The sequence below is a fragment of the Demequina salsinemoris genome, from assembly GCF_000974805.1.
Taxonomy (GTDB): Bacteria; Actinomycetota; Actinomycetes; order Actinomycetales; family Demequinaceae; genus Demequina; species Demequina salsinemoris.
On record NZ_BBQZ01000007.1, the window covers coordinates 88598 to 111870 of the forward strand.

General features: G+C 70.8%; 24 protein-coding genes. 9 read left to right on the forward strand and 15 right to left on the reverse strand.

Going from position 1 to position 23273, the window contains the following annotated elements; genetic code table 11:
* Positions 1–58: 58 nt before the first annotated feature.
* From AOP78_RS12835 to AOP78_RS15390, 6 genes are all read right to left on the reverse strand, one after another.
* Entirely contained in the window at positions 59–649 is a 591-nt protein-coding gene (locus tag AOP78_RS12835) for a hypothetical protein (protein WP_062205466.1), read from the reverse strand.
* Positions 650–754: 105 nt separating this feature from the next.
* Complete coding sequence (locus AOP78_RS12840) at positions 755–1246, reverse strand: hypothetical protein (RefSeq protein WP_062205469.1); 492 nt, start codon at positions 1244–1246, stop codon at positions 755–757.
* Between the two features lie 41 nt (positions 1247–1287).
* On the reverse strand, positions 1288–1737 hold the full coding sequence (locus AOP78_RS12845) for a hypothetical protein (RefSeq protein WP_062205472.1): 450 nt from the start codon (positions 1735–1737) through the stop codon (positions 1288–1290).
* A 58-nt stretch (positions 1738–1795) separates the two neighbouring features.
* Complete coding sequence (locus tag AOP78_RS12850) at positions 1796–2692, reverse strand: phosphoribosylaminoimidazolesuccinocarboxamide synthase (protein WP_062205475.1); 897 nt, start codon at positions 2690–2692, stop codon at positions 1796–1798.
* Entirely contained in the window at positions 2692–3969 is a 1278-nt protein-coding gene (purD, locus tag AOP78_RS12855) for a phosphoribosylamine--glycine ligase (RefSeq protein WP_062205479.1), read from the reverse strand. Before purD ends, AOP78_RS12850 begins: the two co-directional genes overlap by 1 nt.
* 10 nt (positions 3970–3979) lie before the next feature.
* Positions 3980–4150, reverse strand: coding sequence for a hypothetical protein (locus tag AOP78_RS15390; protein ID WP_174442390.1), 171 nt, complete (start codon positions 4148–4150; stop codon positions 3980–3982).
* A 157-nt stretch (positions 4151–4307) separates the two neighbouring features.
* On the opposite strand from AOP78_RS15390, the gene AOP78_RS12860 reads away from it, so the two are divergent.
* From AOP78_RS12860 to AOP78_RS12870, 3 genes are read left to right on the forward strand one after another with little or no spacing between them, the layout of a single operon-like run.
* On the forward strand, positions 4308–5054 hold the full coding sequence (locus tag AOP78_RS12860; protein WP_062205482.1) for a TetR/AcrR family transcriptional regulator: 747 nt from the start codon (positions 4308–4310) through the stop codon (positions 5052–5054).
* Positions 5051–5782 carry an ABC transporter ATP-binding protein gene (locus tag AOP78_RS12865; RefSeq protein WP_062205485.1) on the forward strand — a complete coding sequence of 244 codons (732 nt, stop codon included), beginning with the start codon at positions 5051–5053 and terminating at the stop codon, positions 5780–5782. The genes AOP78_RS12860 and AOP78_RS12865 overlap by 4 nt, the downstream gene beginning before the upstream one ends.
* A gap of 5 nt (positions 5783–5787) precedes the next feature.
* Positions 5788–8118, forward strand: coding sequence for an ABC transporter permease (locus tag AOP78_RS12870; RefSeq protein ID WP_083980174.1), 2331 nt, complete (start codon positions 5788–5790; stop codon positions 8116–8118).
* A gap of 468 nt (positions 8119–8586) precedes the next feature.
* Here the strand turns inward: AOP78_RS12870 and AOP78_RS12875 are convergent, their stop codons facing one another.
* From AOP78_RS12875 to fbaA, 3 genes are all read right to left on the reverse strand, one after another.
* A complete protein-coding gene (locus AOP78_RS12875; protein WP_062205490.1) occupies positions 8587–9045 on the reverse strand; it encodes a hypothetical protein in 459 nt (152 codons plus the stop codon).
* A gap of 161 nt (positions 9046–9206) precedes the next feature.
* Positions 9207–10499 (reverse strand): adenylosuccinate synthase, encoded by a 1293-nt coding sequence (locus tag AOP78_RS12880; protein WP_062205493.1) that lies wholly within the window; start codon positions 10497–10499, stop codon positions 9207–9209.
* Positions 10500–10702: 203 nt separating this feature from the next.
* The gene (fbaA, locus tag AOP78_RS12885) at positions 10703–11722 is read right to left on the reverse strand and encodes a class II fructose-bisphosphate aldolase (protein ID WP_062205496.1); all 1020 of its coding nucleotides are present in this window, start codon (positions 11720–11722) and stop codon (positions 10703–10705) included.
* A gap of 189 nt (positions 11723–11911) precedes the next feature.
* Between fbaA and AOP78_RS12890 the strand changes: the two genes are divergently transcribed.
* Genes AOP78_RS12890 through AOP78_RS12910 form a run of 5 tightly spaced genes read left to right on the forward strand, consistent with a single transcriptional unit; the run spans position 11912 to position 17663 of the window.
* Positions 11912–14146 carry a response regulator gene (locus AOP78_RS12890; protein ID WP_201774787.1) on the forward strand — a complete coding sequence of 745 codons (2235 nt, stop codon included), beginning with the start codon at positions 11912–11914 and terminating at the stop codon, positions 14144–14146.
* Complete coding sequence (locus AOP78_RS12895; RefSeq protein WP_062205502.1) at positions 14143–15753, forward strand: ATP-binding protein; 1611 nt, start codon at positions 14143–14145, stop codon at positions 15751–15753. The genes AOP78_RS12890 and AOP78_RS12895 overlap by 4 nt, the downstream gene beginning before the upstream one ends.
* Entirely contained in the window at positions 15750–16112 is a 363-nt protein-coding gene (locus tag AOP78_RS12900; RefSeq protein WP_062205506.1) for a response regulator, read from the forward strand. Before AOP78_RS12895 ends, AOP78_RS12900 begins: the two co-directional genes overlap by 4 nt.
* Positions 16109–16414 (forward strand): Hpt domain-containing protein, encoded by a 306-nt coding sequence (locus AOP78_RS12905; RefSeq protein WP_160297642.1) that lies wholly within the window; start codon positions 16109–16111, stop codon positions 16412–16414. The genes AOP78_RS12900 and AOP78_RS12905 overlap by 4 nt, the downstream gene beginning before the upstream one ends.
* On the forward strand, positions 16407–17663 hold the full coding sequence (locus AOP78_RS12910; protein ID WP_062205512.1) for an acyltransferase family protein: 1257 nt from the start codon (positions 16407–16409) through the stop codon (positions 17661–17663). The genes AOP78_RS12905 and AOP78_RS12910 overlap by 8 nt, the downstream gene beginning before the upstream one ends.
* Before the next feature lie 11 nt (positions 17664–17674).
* Here AOP78_RS12910 and AOP78_RS12915 read toward each other — a convergent pair whose 3' ends face one another.
* The 3 genes from AOP78_RS12915 to purT form a co-directional block, all read right to left on the reverse strand.
* Positions 17675–18352 carry a TrmH family RNA methyltransferase gene (locus AOP78_RS12915; RefSeq protein WP_152659550.1) on the reverse strand — a complete coding sequence of 226 codons (678 nt, stop codon included), beginning with the start codon at positions 18350–18352 and terminating at the stop codon, positions 17675–17677.
* Positions 18353–18366: 14 nt separating this feature from the next.
* Positions 18367–19062 carry a DUF7168 domain-containing protein gene (locus tag AOP78_RS12920; RefSeq protein WP_062205515.1) on the reverse strand — a complete coding sequence of 232 codons (696 nt, stop codon included), beginning with the start codon at positions 19060–19062 and terminating at the stop codon, positions 18367–18369.
* A gap of 89 nt (positions 19063–19151) precedes the next feature.
* Complete coding sequence (gene purT / locus AOP78_RS12925; protein WP_062205518.1) at positions 19152–20351, reverse strand: formate-dependent phosphoribosylglycinamide formyltransferase; 1200 nt, start codon at positions 20349–20351, stop codon at positions 19152–19154.
* 77 nt (positions 20352–20428) lie between these two features.
* On the opposite strand from purT, the gene AOP78_RS12930 reads away from it, so the two are divergent.
* On the forward strand, positions 20429–21124 hold the full coding sequence (locus tag AOP78_RS12930) for a VTT domain-containing protein (RefSeq protein ID WP_062205521.1): 696 nt from the start codon (positions 20429–20431) through the stop codon (positions 21122–21124).
* Between the two features lie 72 nt (positions 21125–21196).
* Here AOP78_RS12930 and AOP78_RS12935 read toward each other — a convergent pair whose 3' ends face one another.
* The 3 genes from AOP78_RS12935 to AOP78_RS12945 form a co-directional block, all read right to left on the reverse strand.
* Positions 21197–21922: a hypothetical protein gene (locus tag AOP78_RS12935; RefSeq protein WP_062205524.1), complete on the reverse strand. Its 726-nt coding sequence runs from the start codon at positions 21920–21922 to the stop codon at positions 21197–21199.
* A 191-nt stretch (positions 21923–22113) separates the two neighbouring features.
* Positions 22114–22503, reverse strand: coding sequence for an SHOCT domain-containing protein (locus AOP78_RS12940; protein ID WP_062205527.1), 390 nt, complete (start codon positions 22501–22503; stop codon positions 22114–22116).
* A gap of 182 nt (positions 22504–22685) precedes the next feature.
* Complete coding sequence (locus tag AOP78_RS12945) at positions 22686–23243, reverse strand: LemA family protein (protein WP_062205530.1); 558 nt, start codon at positions 23241–23243, stop codon at positions 22686–22688.
* Positions 23244–23273 lie beyond the last annotated feature (30 nt).

The window sequence follows — 23273 nt, forward strand, 5'->3', positions numbered from 1 at the left end:
GCGGATCAGTCGGCGCAGGGCGGATCCGCCCGGCAGGTGAATCAGGTCGGCACTGAGGTCAGCCCGCGCAGGCGTGGCCCGCGAGCACCGGCAGCGTGGCGTCCGGCTCTTCCTCCATGCGCTCCGCGGGCGTCGATACGGGAGGCTCGACGTCGTACCAGACCAGCAGTTGGCGGCCGCGCTCGACCACCGAGTAGGAGCCCTCGGCGAACGGGTGATAGCCGTCATCACCAGGAACGTAGGCGACCTGGGTGATCACGAGCCCGTCGCGCTCGTAGATGGACCCCGAGCTGCCCATGAGGAACGACTTCTCGAGCACGACATAGCCGGTGTCGCAGCCGTCGACCTCGAGCGCGACCGCCGTGTCCTCGAGCGAGAACAACCAGATCAGACCGGCGACTCCGCACGCGCCGAAGGTCACCACCCGCGCGGGGACGAGCAGCAGGTACCACCACCGGTTCCCAGGGATCACGCACAGGAGCAGCGCCAGCACTCCTAGCCCCAAGAACACCGCGAGCTCTTGAAGCGCATACGAGTCCTGGCTCCCGAGGAGCACGCGGGTGCCTCCCTCCGAGCGCACCGCGACCACGGTGACCCCGGCGTAGAAGGCGACAAGGATCGCGAGCGCGACGCCACAGGCAGCGATCAACCCCCGCCGCGCGCGCCCTGAGAGCAGTCGATCGGAGACGGCCGGCTGCGTCGCGGTGGTAGGAGCGGCGCGCGATGGGTCGTCGCGGGGTTCTGTCGGGAGCACTCAGCAGATCCAGTCGTAGTCGATGACGTCCGTCGTGAGCCAGCCGTCGCTGACGCCGGAATCGGACACCCAGTAGGCGAAGTCGCCCTCGTAGATCACCATCGTGCCGATGTCGTCTCCCGGGTCCGGGGGAGCGATGGAGGCTGCCGCGACTGCGCGCGCCGCGGAGGCCGCAGCGGCGACTGTTCCCGCGCCGATGGGCAGATAGACCGGGTCGACGAGGGCCGCGGCTTCGGTCACGCCGGCGTCCTCGAGGGGGTCGTCGGGGAAGTCCGCGAGGTTGGTCGGCTGGTACGGATACCAGGCGACGCCGTCGATCGTCAGCGACTCGTCCCCGCACGCCGGGTAGTACTCGACAGCCTCACGCACGTCGATCACGGCGCCGGGCGAACCGTGATCACCGTGCTCATCGCGCGACGCATCGTCCCCCGCCGAGCAGCCCGCGAGCACAGCGACGACGACCGCGCTGACAAGAATCCCCCTGATCCCCATACCGGTACAACGCACAGCGGCGCGGAAAGGTTGGGGTTCGCTCAGCACTCCCACGCGTACTGGATCTCGTCCATGGTGAGCCACGTCGCCAGGTCGCCCGAATCCGACTCCCAGTACGCGAGCTCGCCCACGTAGATCACGAGCGTGCCAGTGTCGTCCCCCGGGCCGGGCGCGACGACCGCGGGAAGGACGACCGCGGACGACTCGGTCGAGGCCGTCACCGCGAGCGGATCATCGGGGAAGGCGTCGAGGTTCGTCGGAGTGAACGGATACCAGGCGACGCCGTCCCGGCGCAGCACCTCGTTGCCGCACGCCGGGTAGTACGAGACGTCCTCGTCCGCCTCGAGCACGTCGCCGGGAACGCCGTGATCCCCGCGGCCATCGAGCGAGATCCCGTCGGAGGCGTCACCGGTGGGAGGCGGGTCGTCGATCGTCTGAGCGCAGCCCGCGAGCGCCGCTCCCGTGACGGCCACCGCCGCCAGCCACCGCATCGTCCTCATGCAAGATCGACGACCGGGCCGCCCGAATCGTTGGGCGGCGGCCGCGAGATCAGTGCTTGGCGAGCCTGTCGAAGGCCTCGACGTACCGCTGGCGCGTGCGCTCGACCACGTCCTCAGGAAGGGCGGGAGGCGCATCGTCCGACTTCTTGTCCCAGCCCGACTCCGCCGAGGTGAGCCAGTCGCGGACGTACTGCTTGTCGAAGCTGGGCTGAGCGTGGCCGGGCTCCCACTCGTCCATGGGCCAGAAGCGGCTCGAGTCGGGGGTGAGGACCTCGTCGGCAAGCAGGATCTCGCCGTCCGCGGTGCGGCCGAACTCGAACTTCGTGTCGGCGAGGATGATGCCCTTCTCGGCGGCGATCTCGTGGGCGCGCGTGTAGACCGCGAGCGTGAGGTCGCGCAGCGCCTCGGCGTCCTCGAGCCCGATCATCTCCACGACGGCCTCGAAGCTGACGTTCTCGTCGTGCTCGCCCACCGCGGCCTTGGCGGCGGGGGTGAAGATCGGCTCCGGCAGGCGCGAGCCGTCGACCAGGCCTTCCGGCAACGGGATGCCGCAGACGGTGCCGGACTCGTTGTACTCCACGAGGCCCGACCCGGTGAGGTAGCCGCGCGCCACGCACTCGACGGGGAACATGTCGAGCCGCTTGCAGACCATCGCACGGCCCTCGACCTCGGCGGGCACGGGCGCCTCGACGGTGTGGTTGGGGACGATGTCCGCGACCTGATCGAACCACCACAGGCTCAGGCCCGTGAGGATGCCGCCCTTGCCGGGGATCTCGGTCGGCAGCACCCAGTCGTACGCGCTGATGCGGTCCGAGGCCACGACGAGGACCACGTCACCGCGCGGGTGCGGCTCGGCGGGCTCGTAGAGGTCGCGGATCTTGCCTGAGTAGACGTGCTTCCAGCCCGGCAGCTCGGGGGCGGTCGGCGGGACGACGTGGCCGGGCATCAGGCCTCCAGGAGGTTCTCGCCGGCGGCGGCGCGCTCGGCGATGTCGGAGCGATGGTGGGATCCGTCGAGCTCGATCGGCGCGACGCCCTCGTAGGCCTTCGCACGGGCGGCGGTCAGGTCCGCGCCCTGACCGACGACAGACAGCACGCGGCCGCCCGAGGCGAGCAGGTGGCCCTCACCGTCGGACGAGGTGCCCGCGTGGAGGACGTGGACGCCGTCGATGCGCTCGGCCACCTTGATGCCCGTGATGCGGTCGCCCTTGCGGGGGTCCGCAGGGTAGCCGTGGGCGGCGACGACGACCGTCACCGCGGCGCCGTCCTTCCACTCGAGAGGGGGCTGCTCGGCCAGGCGACCCTCGGCCGCCGCCATGAGGACGCCGCCGAGCGGGGTCGCGAGCTGGGACAGCACGACCTGCGTCTCAGGGTCGCCGAAGCGCGCGTTGAACTCGACGACGCGCGTGCCCTTGGAGGTCAGCGCGAGGCCGCAGTAGAGGACGCCGATGAAGGGCGTGCCGCGACGGGCCATCTCGTCGACGGTGGGCTGGGCGACGGTCGCGACGACCTCATCAACCAACCCCGAAGGCGCCCAGGGCAGCGGCGTGTAGGCGCCCATGCCGCCCGTGTTGGGACCGGCGTCGGCGTCGTAGGCGCGCTTGAAGTCCTGGGCGGGCTGGAGCGGGATCACGGTCGTGCCGTCGCAGAGGCAGAAGAGCGAGACCTCGGGGCCGTCGAGGTACTCCTCGATGACGACCTGGCCGCCCGCGCTCACGATCGCCTCGCCGTGCGCGAGCGCCTCGGCGCGGTCGGACGTGACGACGACGCCCTTGCCGGCCGCGAGCCCGTCGTCCTTGACCACGTGCGGGGCGCCGAACTCGTCGAGCGCGGCGGCGACCTCGTCGACCGTGGTGCACACGCGGGGCGCGGCGGTCGGGACGTTCGCGGCGGCCATGATCTCCTTGGCGAACGCCTTGGAGCCCTCGAGCATCGCGGCCTCGCCGCTGGGCCCGAACACGGGGATGCCCTCGGCGCGCACGACGTCGGCGACGCCCGCGACGAGCGGGGCCTCGGGGCCGACGACGACGAGGTCAGCGTGGACCAGGGCCGCGAGCGCGGCCACGGCGACGCCGTCGTTCGCGTCGACCGAGTGCAGCTTCGCGATCTCGCCGATGCCGGGGTTGCCCGGGGCGGCGTGGAGCTGGGTGACGGCGGGGTCAAGGTGGAGCGCGCGGGCGAGCGCATGCTCGCGGGCGCCGCTTCCGACAAGAAGGACGATCACGCCCGCGAGTCTACCGACGGGTCTCCCACCATCGCCGCCTGAGGACCGCGATGACGGTCCACGCCACGGCGAACGTGAGGACCCACGAGACGGACGAGCGGAAGAAGAACGCCCAGATGACGCCCACGACGAGCCCCTCGATGAGCGCGCCGCGCACGTAGCCGACCATCCGCCTGTCCATCCGCGCCCCCTCCAGCGTGCGTGGCCCCATCCTTGCATGCGCCGCGCGCCGCGCCCTTGCTCCCGGCGGCGCCCGCATCGTCCCGTCCCACCTGCTGAACCCGGTTTCCTCGACACTCCGGTTGCCGACTGAACGAACGTTCAGTACCGTCGTTGCTATGGGAACCATGGACGATGCGACCGTCGCCGACTCGCTCGCGCCGGGTCGCGAGGGCCGCGCCACAGCCCCCGCGAGCGCGCGGGACCAGATCCGCGCCTGCGCGCTCGAGCTGTTCGCCGAGCGCGGCGTGGCCGGCACGAGCGTGCGCGACATCGCCGCCTGCGCCGGCACCTCGCCCGCGAACGTCCTGCACCACTACGGCTCCAAGGAGGGCCTCCGGGCGGAGGTCGACGCCGAGGTCGCCGCACTGTTCGACGTGGCCGCGGCCGCGCCGCCCGAGGAGATCGCCGCCGCCATGGCCGCGGACCAGGGGTCCGGGAGCTTCGCGGAGCTGCTGCTCACGCAGGTCCCGCCCGACTCCCCCGTGCCCGCCTACGTGCGACGTCTCCTCCTGGACGGCGGCGACGCGGGTCGCCACCTGTTCCGCGGCTGGTTCCAGGCCGCGAGGACGATGCAGGAGGGCCTGGTCTCCACGGGCGCCGCCCGACAGCCGGCGGACCCGGACGCCCGCGCGGCGTTCCTGCTCGTCAACGACCTCGCGATGATCCTGCTGCGCGAGCACGTCGCCGACGCGATCGGCACCGACCCGCTGACCCCCGAGGGCGCGGCCCGCTGGACCGTCGACGCCCTCGACGTCTACCACCACGGCGCGTTCCACGTACCTGCCAGACCCACCGAGACCGACCCGACCCCTGCATCGTCCCTTCCCCACCCACCGAGCCCGACCACCAAGGAGCACGCATGAGCACCGACACCACCGTCGCGACCGACCGCGGCGTCCGCGTCACCGGCCTCACCAAGGTCTTCGGCGAGGGCGACAGCGCCGTCCACGCCCTCAAGGGCATCGACCTCGACATCCCGTCGGGCGAGCTCGTGGTCATCCTCGGGCCGTCGGGCTCGGGCAAGACGACGCTGTGCAACATCATCGGCGGCATCGAGACGTCGACGGACGGCAAGGTCGAGGTCGCGGGCGTCGACATCAGCGACGTCGCGCCGGCCAAGCTGTCCGACTTCCGGCGCGACCACGTCGGCTTCATCTTCCAGTTCTTCAACCTCATCCCCACGCTCACGGCGCGCGAGAACGTCGAGGTGATCATGGAGATGACCGGCCGCGGCGATAAGGCGCGCGCACCCGAGGCGCTCGAGGCGGTGGGCCTGGGCGACCGGATGGACAACTTCCCGTCGCAGCTCTCGGGAGGTCAGCAGCAGCGCGTGGCGGTCGCGCGAGCGCTCGCGACCGACCCCGACATCCTCTTCGCCGACGAGCCCACGGGCGCGCTCGACCTGCCCACCGGCCAGCAGATCCTCGGACTGCTCCAGGATCTCAACCGGCAGGGCAGGACGATCATCATCGTCACGCACAACGTCTCGGTCGCCCAGATCGCGGACCGCGTGATCACCCTCGTGGACGGTCAGATCGCCTCGATCGAGCGTCACGACAGCCCCGCCGACGCCGCCGACGTCACCTGGTGAGCACGATGCAGGCGCGCACCAAGAAGACGTATCGGGACCTGTGGCGACAGCGCACGCAGGTCATCGCGGTCGGCATCACCATCGCGCTCGGCGTGATGCTCTACGTCGCGACCGCCGGCGCGTTCCAGAACCTCACGGTGTCGTACGAGCAGACCTACGACCGCCTGGCGTTCGCGGATCTCACCGCGCTCGGCGGCGACTCGGAGGCGGTGGTGCAGGCCGCGCTCGACGCCGGTGCCGAGCAGGCGATCACGCGCACGCAGGTGGACCCACCCATGCTCATCGGCGACACGAAGCTGCTCGGACGGGTGGTCGGGCTGCCGACCGACGGCCGCGCGGCCGTGGACGACGTCGGGGTGATCGAGGGCTCGTATCTCGACTCGGGGGCGACCGACGAGGTGCTCGTCGAGAGGCACGCCGCCGACACCTTCGACCTCGCGGTGGGCGACACCCTTCAGGTCTACTCGGCGACAGGCTGGCAGGACGTGACGGTGCAGGGGATCGTCGAGTCCGCCGAGTACCTGTGGCCCGCCCGCAGCCGTCAGGACGCCCTGTCCGACCCGCACTCCTTCGCCGTGCTCTACGCCTCCGAGGACGCGGTCCAGTCGTGGGCGGGCACCGGGCCCAACCAGGTGCAGGTGCTGCTCCCGTCCGGCGACGACGATGCGCTCGAGGCCGACGTCACCGCCGCCATGGAGTCCGCCGGGGCCACCTCGGTGACCACGCAGCTCGAGCAGGCCTCGCACGCGACGCTCAACGAGGACCTCGAGGGCTTCGACGAGATGTCGAAGGCCTTCCCCGCGCTGTTCCTCATCGCCGCGGGCGTCGCCGCGTGGGTGCTGCTCACGCGCCGCATCCTGCAGGAGCGCCCCGTGATCGGGACCATGATGGCCGCCGGCGCGCGTCGCGGTCGGGTCCTGCGGCACTACCTGGGCCAGGGGCTGATCATCGGGCTCGCGGGCGCGATCGTCGGCGCGGCGCTCGGAGCCCTCGCGAACGGTGCGATCACGTCCGCCTACACCGGTGCGCTCGGGATCCCCGACACCGTGGTCGAGACCCACCCGTGGATGATCGCGCTGGGGCTCGTGTTCGGCGCGGTGGTCGGCATGCTCGGCGCGCTCGGCCCGGCCATCGTCGCATCGCGCACCTCCCCCGCGCAGGCCATGCGCCCCGTGGCGGACGCCTCACCTCCCGGGCCATGGAGCCGCTTCGTGGCCCGCCGGCAGGGGCTTCCCGTCGGCCTGCGCATGGCGCTGCGCGACGTCGCCCGCTCCAAGCGCCGCACCTTCGCAACGATGCTCGGCTCGGTGCTCGCGCTCGTGCTGGTCCTCGCGTCCGCCGGGATGATGGTCTCGATCATGGACGCGATCCGGACGCAGTTCGACGACGTCGTGCTCTCCGACGCGGCGGTGGCCGCGCAGCCAGGCACGGAGATGCTGAGCACGCTCGAGGGAGTGGACGGCGTCGACGTGGTCGAGACCACCATGAGCGGGTCCGTCACCGTCATCAGCGAGGACGGCAGCTACGCGACCAGCCTCACCGGCTACGAGACCGACACGATCATGCACGGCTTCCGCGACTCCTCAGGAGAGGCCGTGACCCTGCCGGAGGACGGCATCCTGGTCGGCCTCGCGATGCAGGACATGCTGGGGGTCGAGGTCGGCGACACCGTCACCCTGTCCACCGATGCGGGGGACCTGCAAGCGGCCATCGAGGGATTCGTGGACGAGCCGATGGGCACCGCGGTCTACGCCTCGCTCGCGACCGCGACCGAGGCGCTCGGCTCGGCCTCGGTCGACCAGTTCGCGCTCACGTTGGACGACGGGGTGGACCGCGACGCGATGCGCGACACCATCACCGGACTCGACGGCGTGGTCGCCTACCAGGACCAGCGGGCCATCCTGAGCTCCGTCGAGCAGTATCTGGGCCTGTTCTGGGCGTTCATCGGCGTCATGGTCCTGCTGGGCGCCGTGCTCGCGCTCGCGGTGATGTACGTGACGATGGCCGTGAACGTCGTCGAGCGCACGGGTGAGCTCGCGACGCTGCGCGCGGCGGGCGTGCCGCTGCGGCGGGTGGCCGGAGCGATCGCGACGGAGAACATGCTCGCGACAGTGATCGCGGTCCCGTTCGGCCTGGTGCTCGGAGTGGTCGCGGCGGACGGATTCCTGCAGACCTTCAACAACGACATCTTCTCGCTGTCGATCGACTGGCCGTGGTGGTCGCTGCCCGCGGCCGCCCTGGGCGTGCTGCTCGCGGCGCTCGTATCCCAGTGGCCGGCGTCGAGGCAGATCGCCCGGGTGGACATCGCGAGGGTGGTGCGGGAGCGGGCGTCCTGATCCAGGAACCTGTCGCGCCCCGGCGGGGCATGTGGGGCGGGTCCGCGTTGCGGGCCCTGCACCCGTGTCGCGTCATGGAAAGGCGCATGCGGGTCGGCTGACCCCTGGCGGACGTCCGCTCACGCGACTCGTCGCCGCCCATAATCCCCCAGGGCGACGGAGGCGTGATTCGCGAGCCGGGCGCCCGCCAGAGGCCCCTCAGCGCACGGCGGCCGATGGCGAGCCGCCGCGACGCGTGCGCCAGAGGAGCACGCAGTGCCACCTTAAACGCGGAGGCTTTCCTCCGCAAGAGGACATGTCACCGAAGCCACGTCGTCGCATCGCTCTTGCACGTACGCGCTGGCAGTCGCTCAGTGCGGGGATCCGCACCGCAAGCAGCGCTCATGGGCTACCAGCGCGCAGAGTGGCGGGAGCCGGGCGGACACCAGGCAGCACGCGGCACGGTCCTGCCGCCGAGCACGTCGGGGCTCAGCCCTCGACGGCACCCACCCCCAGCCGGACGTTGGGCACGCCGTCCACGGGACCCCACTCCACCGTGAGCCACCGATGGGTGCTGCTCGAGGAGTACATCGCCGAGCCGGCCCCGCCGTCTCCGAAGGTGACGACCGGATCGTCGCCCACCCCGTCCCAGTCACCCTCATCAAGATAGGCACGCAACGAGGCCTCGGCCTGCTCGATGTCGGTCACCTCGTACGTCGCGGAGACCCAGGCAAGGCCGCCTCCCGCAGGGTCGGGGATCAGCGCGCCCCGGTCGACCTCGTAGTCGAGCAGCTCGACCCCGGACGTGAGCGCATCACTCGGGAGCAGGGCGCGCTCCGTGGCCGCATCGGGAAGCAGCGACCAGACCGCGCCCCCAAGACCGAGGACGACGATGACCGCAGCCGCCCCGAGGACTGCGCGCCTGCGACCGCGAGCCGATTCCGCCACTCCAGCCTCCTCTGCCCGCCGCACCCGCTCCTGCTCTCGCACCGATCGCGCCGGCTCACGCCGATGCGCCCTGGAATCGCACCACGCCCGAAATCGGGGCCCTGATCAGGCGTGGCGCGATGCTAGCGCGCTCGGAGCCGGCGACAGAGGTGACAGACCGGTCAGCGCGTGTGGATGAGGTCGTGACGAGCGATGATCTCGTCGCGCGCGGGACCCACGCCGATCGCGGAGATGCGGCAGCCCGAGATCTTCTCGAGCGCGAGCACGTAGTCCTGGGCGTTCGCGGGCAGGTCCTCGAAGGTGCGCGCCTTCGAGATGTCCTCGGTCCAGCCGGGGAAGGTCTCGAAGATCGGCGTCGCCTTCGCGAAGGCCGCCTGGTCCTGCGGGAGCTCGTCGTAGCGCACGCCGTCCACCTCGTAGGCGACGCACACCGGGATCTCCTCGATGCCCGTGAGGACGTCGAGCTTGGTGAGCACCAGGTCGGTGAGGCCGTTGATGCGCGACGCGTAGCGGCAGATCACCGCGTCGTACCAGCCGCAGCGGCGGGGACGCCCGGTGGTGGTGCCGAACTCGTGGCCGACGTCGCGCAGGCGGTCGCCCCACTTGTCGAGCAGCTCGGTCGGGAACGGTCCCTCGCCGACGCGCGTGGTGTACGCCTTGACGATGCCGATGACGGAGTCGATCGCGGTCGGGCCGACGCCCGAGCCGGTGCATGCGCCGCCGGCCGTCGCGTTGGAGGACGTGACGAACGGGTACGTGCCGTGGTCGACGTCGAGCATCGTCGCCTGGCCGCCCTCGAACAGCACGTTCTTGCCCTCGGCCAGCGCCGACGCGAGCACGAGTCCGGTGTCGGCGACCATCGGCGCGATCTCGTCGCGGTAGCCGAGCAGCTCGTCCGCGACCTCGTCGACCGTGATCGCGCGGCGGTTGTAGACCTTGACGAGCATGTGGTTCTTGGGGGCGAGCGCGCCCTCGATCTTGTCCCGCAGCAGCTCCTCGTCGAACAGGTCGCCGACGCGGATGCCGAGGCGGTTGATCTTGTCGGCGTAGGTGGGGCCGATGCCGCGACCGGTGGTGCCGATCTTCTTCTTGCCGAGGAAGCGCTCGGTCACGTTGTCGAGCGTGCGCGCGTACGGCGTGATGAGGTGCGCCGCGTTCGAGATCAGCAGCTTGGAGGTGTCGACGCCGCGCTCCTGGAGCGCGTGGAGCTCTCCGAACAGCACGCGCAGGTCGATGACCACGCCGTTGCCGATCACGGGGGTGACTCCTGGCGTGAGGATGCCGGACGGCAGCAGGTGAAGCGCGAACTTCTGGTCCCCGACGACGACCGTGTGGCCGGCGTTGTTGCCGCCGTTGAACTTCACGACGTAGTCGACGCGCGAACCGAGCAGGTCGGTCGCCTTTCCCTTGCCCTCGTCGCCCCACTGGGCTCCGACGATCACCACACCAGGCACGGTGCTGCTCCCCTCACCCCGGTGCTTCGCCGGGGGCTTGGTCGATTGTTGGGACGATTGCGCCCCGATTCATAAGGTTATCCGGCCAGGACGATGCGGCGGTCACCGCACGCCGCAGGGTCGCCGATCGCTCGGCACAGGCCGGAACGTGGCTGAGCCCCCGGGGTCGAGGACCGCGGGGGCTCAGCTCACGAGTCGGATCGTCAGATCTTCTTGCCGACCGAGCCGAGCTGCTGGCAGGCCTCGACGACGCGAGCGGCCATGCCGGCCTCGGCGAGCTTGCCCCAGGCGCGCGGGTCGTAGGCCTTCTTGTTGCCCCACTCGCCGTCGACCTTGAGGACGCCGTCGTAGTTCTTCATCATGTGGTCGACGACCGGACGCGTGTACGCGTACTGGGTGTCGGTGTCGATGTTCATCTTGATGACACCGTGCGAGACGGCCGTGGCGATCTCCTCGGCGGTCGAGCCGGAGCCACCGTGGAAGACCAGGTCGAACGGCTTGTCCTTGCCGAACTTCTCGGCGGCGGCGGCCTGGATGTCACCGAGGATCTCCGGGCGCAGCTTGACGGCACCGGGCTTGTAGGCGCCGTGCACGTTGCCGAACGTCATGGCCGTCATGTAGCGGCCCTTCTCGCCCAGGCCCAGCTTCTCGATGGTCTTGATGCCGTCCTCGGGGGTCGAGTAGAGCTTGTCGTTCACCTCGGCCGAGTGGCCGTCCTCCTCGCCACCGACGACGCCGATCTCGATCTCGAGGATCGTGTCAGCGGCCTGCGACATCTCGAGGAGCTCCTCGGCGATCAGCAGGTTCTCGTCCATCGGCACGGACGAGCCGTCCCACATGTGCGAGTTGAAGATCGGGCCCTTGCCGGCGGCGATGGACTCGGCCTCGAGCTTGAGGATCGGCTTCAGCCACTCCTCGAGGTAGACCTTGTGGCAGTGGTCGGTGTGCAGCGCGATGGTGACGCCGTACTTCTCGGCGACGACGCGGGCGTAGGCCGCGAGCGCGAGCGAGCCGACGACCGCGTCCTTGATGGTCGAGCCGGAGGCGTACTGACCGCCACCGACGGAGACCTGGATGATGCCGTCGGACTCGGCCTCCGCGAAGCCCTGGATGGCTGCGGTGACGGACGAGGACGACGTGATGTTGATCGCGGGGAATGCGTAGCCGCCGGCCTTGGCGGCGTCCAGCATCGCGGCGTAGGACTCAGTGGTGGCGATAGCCATGGGTTGCTCCTGAGATTGTGCGGATGGAACCGCTTGTCATTCTTGCAGACATCGGGACGATGCGCGGGCGGGCTTTGGTCCCGCGGAAGGCCCAGGACGATGCGGGGATGGGCGCGCCCATCCCTCACATCCGGGTGCTGCTCGCCGATGAGGAGACGAGGTCCAGTCCCAGGAGCCAGGAGGGTGCAGGTGGAGAGCTCCCGCATCCTCGTCGTGGACGACGACGAGATGATCCGCGCGCTCGTAGGCGCGGTGCTCGGCCTTCACGGCGCCGACGTGATCGAGGCCTCCTCGGGCCCCGAGGCCCTCGACATCCTCTCCATCGAGACCCCCGACCTCGTCATCAGCGACGTGATGATGCCGGACATGAACGGCTTCCAGCTGATCACCAAGCTGCGCAGCCAGGCCGAGCTGAGGTCGGTGCCGGTCCTGTTCCTCACGTCGCGGATCGATCCCGGAGACGCGACCACCGGGCTCAGGCTCGGAGCGAACGAGTACCTGCGGAAGCCGTTCACACCCGATGACCTCGTCGCGCAGGTGAGCAGGCATCTCGAGTCCCCCGACGGCGCCGGCGATGCCACGATCGCGCGCCTCCTCCCGAGCGGCGACGGGCTCGCGAGCGCGATCGACGCGGCCCGCGCGGACGGGCATCGCGTCGCGGTGGCCCGCCTCGCCATCGCGGAGCGCCTCATGGTGCAGGCACGGTTCGGGGTCGACGGATGGGACGACATCCAGGAGCAGCTCGCGTCCCTCGCGGTCGCGGGGCTCGGCGAGCGGGTGGTCCTCGGAACGGACGACGGCGATCTCGTCGTCGCTCTCGTCGACCACGCCCCGCGCGGCGTGGCCTCCTCTCTGTCGGCGCTCGGCAAGGCGGTCGCGGACGCCGACCTGTCCGTGAGGGGCGAGTCGGTCCGGCTCACCGCGAGCATCGGGTGGGCCGCCGCGACCGGCGAGGTCTCGAGCGCCGCCGTGATCCGGCGCACCGCCGCCGCAGCGGCCGCCGCGGGCGAGCAGCTCGACCTCGAGCCCGTGCGGTGGAGCGCCTCGCTGCGCATCGACTCCGCGCTCGAGCCGTCGCGCTTCGGGCGTCTGCGCGCCCGGCTCACGACACCGTTCCAGATCGCGCTCACCTTCGCACTGGGCGTCGTCGGCCCTTTCCTCATCTACCAGGCCCTCTACCGCGTCGGGTGGGACGTCTCGACCCCCCTGTACCTCGGCATCGTCCTGTCGCTCGCGATCACCGGCGCGCTCATCTGGGCTGAAGGCCTCCACGCGCTCGACCCGGTCCGACCTCCCCAAGAGCCCGGCGCTCCCCAACCGACCGCGACGGCGATCATCGCCGCCTACCTCCCCAACGAGTCCGCGACGATCATCGACACGATCGAGTCGTTCCTGCGCGTCGACTACCCCGACCTTCAGGTGATCCTCGCCTACAACACCCCGCGCGGCCTCCTGATCGAGCAGACGCTGCGCCGCCTCGCCGAGCGGGACACCCGCTTCCTGCCGCTGCGAGTCGAGGGATCCACCTCCAAGGCGCAGAACGTCAACGCGGCGCTGCGCCACACTCGCGGCGAGTTCGTCGGCATGTTCGACGCCGACCACCACCCGCAGCCGGACGCCTTCACCCGCGCCTGGAGGTGGCTGTCGAACGGCTACGACGTCGTCCAGGGCCACTGCGTGATCCGCAACGGCGGCATCAGCCGCACCGCGCGCACGGTCGCGGTCGAGTTCGAGGCCATCTACGCCGTGAGCCACCCTGGCCGGGCACAGTTGCACGACTTCGGCATCTTCGGCGGCTCGAACGGCTACTGGCGCACCGAGGTGCTGAGGCGCACCCGCATGCGCGGGGTGATGCTCACCGAGGACATCGACTCGAGCATGCGGGTCATCGAGGACGGCGGCCGCATCGCGAACGACCCCGCGCTGATCTCGCGCGAGCTCGCTCCGACCACGTGGAGCCACCTCTGGAACCAGCGCATGCGCTGGGCCCAGGGATGGTTCCAGGTCTCCAAGAAGCACCTGAGGCGCGCGTGGCGCTCGCGCACGCTGACCCTGCAGCAGAAGGCGGGCATGACGTTCCTGCTCGGCTGGCGCGAGGTCTACCCGTGGGTGAGCCTCCAGATGTTCCCCCTCATCGCCTTCCTCGCCTGGCGGGACGCCGGCATCGAGAAGCTGGACTGGTTCATCGCGATCTTCGTGCTCTCGACGCTCTTCACGCTCACGGTGGGCCCCGCGCAGACGCTGTTCGCCTGGCGGCTCGCCGCGCCGGACATCAGGCGCCACCGCGCCTGGTTCTGGATGTACCTGCTGTTCGCATCCCTGTTCTACACGGAGTGGAAGAACATCATCGCGCGCGTCGCGCAGGTCAAGGAGACGTTCGGCGACCGTCAGTGGAAGGTGACCCCGAGGATGTCCGGACGATGAGCGAGAGATCGAGGATCGCGGGCGTCTGGCGGGCCCTCTCGGAGTCGCCGCTGGGCGCCCGCCGTGCGCGCCGGGAGATGCTGTCCGTGGCGATGGGGACGTCCGTGTTCGACTCGATGGCCTCCACCGCGCAACGGCTCCTCGGCGCCGATGGAGCGGCTGTCGTCCTGCGCGCCGACGGCCGCCTCCTGGTGATCGGCTCCTCCGGGCTCGACAGGAGTCCTGCCGCGCACCCGACCGCGCTGCTGTCGGAGACGCTCGTCGGCGCCTCCCCGCTCGCGGTCCACGACACCGAGGAGGCGAGCGTGCCTGCCGGCGCGATCCGCTCCTTCCTCGGAGCGCCGTTCGACCTCCGGGACTCGGCCAGGGGCGCTCTCGCGGTCATGTCGAGCGAGCCCCGCGCGTGGACCGACGAGGACCTCGGCCTCCTCGCGGACCTCGCGCAGTGGCCCGAGGCGGAGCTCGCGCGGATCGACGCCTCAGCCCGGCTCGAGGTCGCGCAGACCGCGCTCGACAGCGCCGAGCGGGTCTTCAACGCGATGGCCGAGGGAGTCGTCGGCCTCGACAGCGACGGCACTGTCGCGCTCGTCAACGCGTCCGCCTCCCGCATGCTCGGGTGGGAGCCGTCGGAGCTGATCGGGCGGGAGCTGCACGCGCTCGCCCACTTCCAGCGCGAGGACGGGAGCGCCTACCCGCACACGCAATGCGCGGTGCTCTCGACGCTCGCGGACGGGGCCGCACGCACCGCCCGGAGGGAGACCTTCTGGCGTCGGGACGGCTCGCCGCTGCATGTGGACCTCTCCGTAGGCGCCCTCGTGGACGCGGATGGAGCGAATGCCGCGATCCTCGTCTTCGACGACGTCTCCGAGCGCCTGGACCTGGAGCGGGTCAAGGACGACTTCGTCTCGATGGTGAGTCACGAGCTGCGGACCCCTCTCGCCGCCGTCCACGGCTCGCTCGAGCTGCTCGAGGACCTCGGCGACGATCCGGACGCGGGGGCGCAGATGCTCGGGGTCGCGCAACGCAACACGGTCCGACTCATGGGCCTCGTGGACGACATCCTCGACCTCGAACGAGCCGCGACCGGACGCCTGCAGATCGACAGGACCGGGTTGACCGTCCAGGACGCCATGGCCGAGGCCGCGGAGGCGGTCTCCGGCCTCGCTGCAGCGGGCGACGTCGTCGTGCGTGTCCTTCCGACCCAGGCCCGATGCTGGGGAGACAGAAGGCGCATCGTCCAGGTGCTCACGAACCTCGCGAGCAACGCGGTGCGGTTCTCGGAGCAGGGCGCGACCGTCACGATCAGCGCGCACGGCGACGATGCGGGACTGCGGATCGACGTCGTCGACACGGGTGCCGGCATCGCGGACTCCGCCCAGGCTCACGTCTTCGACCGGTTCTGGCAGGCGCCCGGAAGCGCGCCGCGCGGCAAGCGTGGCTCGGGGCTCGGCCTCGCGATTGCCCAGTCGATGGCGCGAGCGCACGGCGGCTCGATCACCGTGCGCAGCGCGCTCGGAGAGGGGAGCACCTTCTCGCTCAATCTTCCCGTGCGTGCCGGCCAGAGCGCGGTGCCGGTCGACCGACGCGCCCAGGGGGTGGAGGCATGACCAGGACGATCCTCGTCGTCGACGACGAGCCCGACCTGCGCGCGATCGCGCGCGTCGCGCTCGAGGTGATCGGCGGGCTCACGATGGTCGAGGCCTCGGACGGGGACGACGCGGTGGCGGCCGCGCTCGAGGAGGTCCCGGATGCGGTCCTGCTGGATCATCTGCTTCCCGGCGACGACGGGCTCGCGGTCGCGGCGCGGCTGCGGGCTCTGCCCGCGCTTGCACGCACCCCCATCCTCATGATGAGCGCCTCCCCCACGCCGCCCGTCTCGGACGACGTCGACGGCTTCATCCCCAAGCCCTTCGCGCCGCGAACGCTCGCGGCTCAGGTCGCCGACGCCGCGGGGTGGTCCTCGTGAGCGCGCAGGACGCCACCGCGATCATCGCGGCGCTGTGGGAGCGATTCCGTCCCACCGTGGCCGAGCGCCTCGACACGCTCGACGCCGGGCTCGACGCGATCCGCGCCGACGCGCCCGGCACCGCACCGGCCGTGAGGGACGCGCACCGCGCGGCCCACAACCTCGCGGGCGCGCTGGGGTCGTACGGACGCCCCGACGGCAGCGTCGTCGCCCGCCGGCTCATGGCAGAGCTCGACGCGCCTCGACCCGACGCCGAGGCCGTCGCCGCGCTGGTCGCCGAGGTCAGGGGGCACTGTGCCTGATCCCGCCATCGCGTCTGAGACCAAGGCACCCCGAACGCCTGCTCGCCCCGAGCCGGGCGCCACGATCATCCCCACCGACGAGCCGGCGCGCGCGGTCGGCGCGCGCTTCGCGGGGCTCGAGGGCTACCGCGGGATCGCCGCGCTGCTCATCGTCGTGTTCCACGTGTTCCAGCAGATCGACAACGCGACGCCCGACTCGTTCGGCGCGGAGGCCTCATGGGGCTACCGCGCGCTCCACGGCCTCGACGGGTTCGTGAGCCTGTTCTTCGTGCTGTCGGCCTTCCTGCTGTACCTGCCGTACGTGCGTGGCGTCGTCGCTGGCGGCGACATGCCGAGCGCCCGAGCGTTCCTCGTGCGCCGCGCCGCGCGCATCGTCCCCCTGTACCTCGTGGCGATCCTGGTGGTCTGGTCGTCACGCAACTGGGGGCTGCTCGACGCGAACTGGCGCGACCTGCTCGAGCACCTCACGTTCACCCAGGTGTACGACGACTCGCGCATCTTCTACACGATCGGTCCCGCCTGGTCGCTCGCGATCGAGGTGCAGTTCTACGTGCTGCTCGCGGTGATCGGCCTGGGGCTGTCCTGGCTAGCGCCGAGGCTGTCCCGAGGGGCGGGGCTCGCGCTCGCGACGGCCGCTCCTGTCGTGCTGTTCGCGGGCAGCCTCGCCTACAAGCTGCACGCCTGGCTCGTCCTGGGCGCCGCGGGCGACGACTGGAGCGTGTGGTTCGGCCTGCCTGCGAAGCTCGACGAGTTCGCGCTGGGCATGCTGCTCGCGGTGATCGCGGCGATCCGGACGGAGCGCGTGGGCCGCGCCACGGCGCTGGCGCTACGGTTGGGCGGCCTCGCGGTGCTCCTTGGCGCGCTCGCGCTGAGGCCCACAGGGGCGGCCCTGCACGCGTGGTTCCACACGGCCACCGCAGTCGGCTTCGTGCTGATCCTTGCCGCGAGCGTCCTCGGCGCGGACGACCGGTGGTCGCGCGCGCTCGCGACGCCGGCGCTCGTGGCGCTCGGCGCGATGAGCTACAGCCTGTACCTCTGGCATGAGCCCTTGATCCTGCTGCTCGATGGGCATGGGCTGCTGCCGGGCGCGAGCGGCTTCGGCGGGCTGGCGATCGACCTCGCGATCGCGCTGCCGCTGTCGATCCTCGTCGCGTGGCTCAGCTATCACCTCATCGAGCGGCCGGGGAACGCGATCCGCGGGCTGATCGATCGGCGCGGGCGGGCCCGGAACTACTACAACGGCGACTAGCCGCGCATCTGTCAGCCGCCGTGTCCCGCGGCGATGTCACCGTGCTGGCGCACCCACGCGTGCATCGCGATCGCGGCGGCAGCGCCCGCGTTGATGGATCGGGTCGACCCGTACTGCGCGATGGCGAGCGTCGCCTGCGCGACCTCGCGCACCTCGTCCGTCAGCCCGACCGATTCCTGGCCGAACACGAGGACGCACTCGCGCGGCAGCTCGTAGGTCTCAAGCGGCACGGAGCCGGGGAGGTTGTCGATGCCGATCACGGGCAGGGACGATGCGGCGGCCCACGTCGCCAGGTCGTCGGCCGTCGGGTGGTGGCGGACGTGCTGGTAGCGGTCGGTGACCATCGCGCCCCTGCGGTTCCAGCGTCGTCTGCCGACGATGTGAACCTCCTGCGCGAGGAAGGCGTTGGCGGTGCGCACGACGGAGCCGATGTTGAGGTCGTGCTGCCAGTTCTCGATCGCGACGTGGAACGGGTGCCGACGCTCGTCGAGGTCGACGACGATCGCCTCGTGCCGCCAGTAGCGGTAACGGTCCACCACGTTGCGACGGTCGCCCTCGCGCAGCAGCTCGGGGTCCAACCGCGGGTCCTCGGGCCACGCGCCCTCCCACGGCCCCACGCCGTGCGTCGGCGCCTCGTCCGACGCAGCGGCCCCGTCTCCCGGGCCTGCCGTCTCCGTGTCCTGCTCCACGCGAGACAGCGTAGTCACGCCTCGAGCGCCCGGGGCGCGGACCGATCCACCTTCCTCCCGAGCGAGATGTCAGCCCTGCGCCCCGCGGCGTCCCCCTCGCTCCATCCCTCCCACGAGGTGAGCACGCGCCGCCGCGCCGTGCGGAGGTTCGGGAACATGTCGTCGTACGCGAGCTCGACCTGCCGCGCGCGGTCGACGAGCACCATCTCCGAGCCGGTACCCTCCGACTCGGCCTCGCGCAACGCACCCGCATAGAAGTCCGCCAGGCGCTCGGCGACGGTGGCCGTGTACGACGACGCGAACGCCTTCCTTCTGGACTGCGAGCCGCCGTAGGCCTCCATCTCGAGCCGCATGGCAGGCAGCAGGGTCTCCACGAGCGCGGCGACGATCGTCAGGTCGGACGCGAACCCGACCGCGATGACCCGGCGATCGCCGTGGATCACGCTCTTGCACGAGAAGACCCTGGCGATCGCGCACACGAGGACGACCTGGTCCTTGAGGTACGTGCCCGACAGGTCGAAATCCCGCGTGGTCGGTCGAGCCGCCTCCTCGGCGGTCATCCGCACCCCGGCCTCGTCGATCGCGAGGCGCACCATGAGCTTCTCGGCCCTCTCCCTCGCGAGCGCGCGCTCCTCCGGATACGGCGAGCCGCCGTCAGCGATCCTGAGCAGCGTCCTGACGCGGTCGAGCAGCTGTGCCTGTGTCGCCATGTGGCCCCCCTGAGGAATCGGCGTGGGGACCAGGCTCGCACCGGGGTGTGACAGTTGGCTCGCCCGTCCGCCCACCCTGGGGATAGCGCCTACGGGGCGAGGTCGATGTGGAGAGCGGCCGCGGCGGCCTTCGCGCGCAGGCGCGCGTGCTTGACGTCGTCGCCCCGCGCTACGGTCACCGCGACGCGGCGACGTCCGTCGACGCGCGGCTTGCCGAACAGCCGCAGGTCAGCTCCCGCGACCCCGAGCGCCTTGTCGACCCCGGAGAAGACGGGCACGCCGCTTCCCTCCGCGAGCACCGCGCACGACGCGGACGGGCCCCGCAGCGGCTGCGGCCCGACCGGCAGGCCCAGGATCGCGCGCGCGTGCAGCGCGAACTCGGACAGGTCCTGAGAGACGAGCGTGACCAGCCCCGTGTCGTGAGGCCGCGGCGAGACCTCGGAGAACAGCACCTCGTCGCCCTTCACGAACAGCTCGACGCCGAACACGCCCCAGCCGCCCAGGGACTCCGTGACCGCGCCCGCGATCCTCTCGGCCTCGGCGAGCGCCGCATCGGACATCGCCTGCGGCTGCCAGGACTCTCGGTAGTCGCCGTCCTCCTGGACGTGCCCGACCGGGGACAGGAACGTGGTGCCTCCCGCGTGACGAACCGTGAGCAGCGTGATCTCGTAGTCGAAGTCGACGAAGCCCTCGACGATCACCCGCTCCCCGCCCGCGCGACCGCCCTCGACCGCGTAGGCCCACGCATCGTCCATGTCCTCAGGGGACCTCACGACCGACTGGCCCTTGCCCGACGACGACATCACCGGCTTGACGACGCACGGCGTCCCCAGCCGCTCGACCGCGGCGCCGAAGTCCCCCCGCGAGGACACGAACTCGTACGGGGACGTCGGCAGGCCGAGCTCCTCGGCAGCGAGGCGGCGGATGCCCTCGCGGTCCATCGTGAGTCGGGTCGCGCGGGCCGTCGGGACGATGCGGGTGTCGCCCTCCGCCTCGACCTCCAGGAGGACGTCGGTCGCGATCGCCTCGATCTCGGGGATCACGAGGTGCGGGCGCTCGGAGACGATCACGGCGCGGAGCGCGTCGGCGTCGAGCATGTCGACCACGTGGCTGCGGTGCGCGACGTGCATCGCGGGGGCGCCGTCGTAGCGGTCGACGGCGATCACCTCGACGCCAAGGCGCATGAGCTCGATCGCCACCTCCTTGCCGAGCTCGCCCGAGCCGAGCAGCATCGCGCGGGTCGCGGTGGGGGTGAGAGGGGTGCCGAGGGTGACTGCGTCGCCTGTCATGGCCACCATCGTGCCAGGCCCGCGCTCACAGGCGCCCGCCGAGCGTCACACGCACCGCGTACCCTGATCCCGTGCCTATGACGACAGCGCTCGCCGCCACGCCCCTGCCCGCCCTCCTGCCCGACTGGATGGACCCCGACACGCTCATCAACGGGTTCATCGCTCAGTACGGCACGTGGGCGCTCGCCGCGATCTGCGCGATCGTCATCATCGAGACCGGCCTCCTGTTCCCCTTCCTCCCCGGTGACTCGCTCCTGTTCACCGCGGGCCTGTTCACGGGCACCGGGCAGATCCACCTGCCGATTTGGGCCGTCGCCGGCATCCTCGGGCTCGCCGCGTTCATCGGGCCGCAGTCGGGCTACTGGATCGGGCGGCTCTCGGGACCGAAGATCTTCAACCGGCCCGACTCGCGCTTCTTCAAGAAGGCGTACATCGACCGCACCCACGCCTTCTTCGAGCGGTACGGCGGTCGCGCGATCGTGCTCGCGCAGTTCGTGCCGTTCGTCCGCACGTACATCCCCGTCGCCGCGGGCGTCGGGAAGATGCCGTACCCGCGGTTCATCAAGTTCAACGTCATCGGCGCGCTCGTGTGGGGTGTCGGCGTGACGCTGCTCGGCTACTGGCTCGGCCGCTTCGACATCGTGAAGGACAACATCGAGGTCGCGCTGATCCTCGTGGTGTTCGTGTCGATCATCCCGATCCTCGTCGAGACGGGGAAGCACTGGCTCGAGGCCCGCAAGGCCGCGCCGGCGCTCGAACCCACCGAGGACTGACCCGCCAGAACCGGGTACCTGGTGATCGCCCGCCCGGCACCTGACTGGAGCTGATCGCGAGGCGAGACCGACCTATCGACCCGTCGCGTAGTCGGTGAACACGAACGGCGGCACCGCGTCGCGCACGGTCGACACCGCGTCGAGCACCGCGTCGAGGTCCGACAGGTCGGACGGACGCTCCTTCGCCACCACGAGCGCGTCGCCCTCGATGAAGACGATGCGCCCCTTGAGCACGGGCGCGAGCAGCGCCTCGATCACGGTCGGCGCCAGGACGGCGTGAGCGAACGCGGGGTCGTCGGCCGTGACGCGCCACCGCTTGTTGAACTCGTCAGACTCCACGTCGATGTCCCGCAGCCTGAGCGCGCGCATCACCGCGTGGTCGGGTCCGAACGCGAGAGGCGGGAGCGCCCCGGGAAGCCCGATCCACGTGATCTGCCACGTGTGGGTGTCCGAGTCGGAGGTGCCGTTGGTCGACGTGCCGCTCGAGGTCTCGTAGACGTACAGGAACGTGGTGAACCACAGGCCGTTGCGCTCTCCCGAGACGACGTCCATCGCACGGCGCCGCCACCCGTCCTCGAACGGATGCGTGCTGAACCGATGAGTGAGCGCCGGGTCGGACGCCCAGTACCGGTAGCCGTGGGCCGACGCGTACGCGCGCACCGCGTTCCGTCGGCGGAAGTAGGACACGATCGCCCACACCGCGAACGCGACGAAGCCGACGAACATCGCGACCATCAGCACCGGCACGACCGCGAACAGACCGGTCTCAAGCCCCGACGAATCCCCGAACGGATCCACGCCCCACCCCTTTCATGGCACTCGATGCCCCCGGACAGACTCTAGCGGGCACCGAACCGGCACGGCTCACACCTCGGGAGGTCGCCGGGTCAGCGAACGGCGCGGGGGCCCGCCTCAGACACGACGAAGGCCGGCCCCGCGGACGCGGGACCGGCCTCGTGCGCTGCTGTGCGCAGCGATGACGGTTCGACTCAGGCGAGCGCCTTCGCCTTGATCGCCTCGAACTCGGCCTCGGTGATGGCGCCCGCATCAAGCAGCTCCTTGGCCGCCTTGATCTCCTGAGCGGCGCCGGCCTCGGTCATGAGTCCCTTGGTGTACTCGACCTGCGCTGCCCGCATCTGCTCGGCGGCGGCCACGTCGCGCGCCGACATCGACTTGCCGCGCACCAGCACGTAGACGAGCGCGCCGACCACGGGGCAGATGATGACGAACGCGGCCCACAGGAACTTGCGGAACCCGCCGAGCTCGCCGTCGCGGAAGATGTCCATGATGATGCGGAACACCAGGAAGATGAACGCGACCCAGACCATGATCCACAGCGTGAACAGCAGGATCTGGAAGAAGTTATGGATGAAGTCCATGGCCAACCCCTCTTGAGGAGAACCGCGCGGGTGCATTCGACCCGCGTCCCTCCCAAAGTAGCGCGATTACCAGGCGAAGGGGTGCCTATTTGACACGGCAATGGTTCGATCGTCGCGGAGCGAGCCATGCGCCGCGCCTGTGAGTCCGCACCTGACGGCGGGACGCGCGGAGCGCGCTGACGTCAGAACTGCACGCCCGGCACCTGCCGCGCGGCCTCGACGATCTCGAAGTACTCCTCGCGGTGGAAGCCGAACGCCCCAGCGATGAGGTTGGTCGGGAAGGTCTCGACCTTGGTGTTGAGCGAGCGCACGTTCGCGTTGTAGAACCGGCGCCCCGCTGCCACCCGATCCTCGGTGTTCGTCAGCTCCTGCTGGAGCTGGAGGAAGTTCTGGTTCGCCTTGAGATCCGGGTACGCCTCCGCGACGGCGAAGAGCCTGCCGAGCGCCTGGGTCAGCACGTTCTCCTGCTGCGCCTGCTCGGCCGGACCCGAGCCCGGGGCCGCCGCGGCAGCGCGCGCCGCCGTCACCTCGTCGAGGGTGGAGCGCTCATGCGCGGCGTAGCCCTTGACCGTCTCCACCAGGTTGGGGATGAGGTCGTGCCTGCGCTGGAGCTCCACGTCGATCTGCCGCCACGACTCCTGCACCAGGTTCCTCAGGCGCACCAGCCCGTTGTACTGGGCGACCGCCCAGACGACGATCAGCGCGACGACGACGAGCACGATCCAGCCGACGGTGTCCATGACCCTCCCTCGAGTTCTCCGTCGATGCTA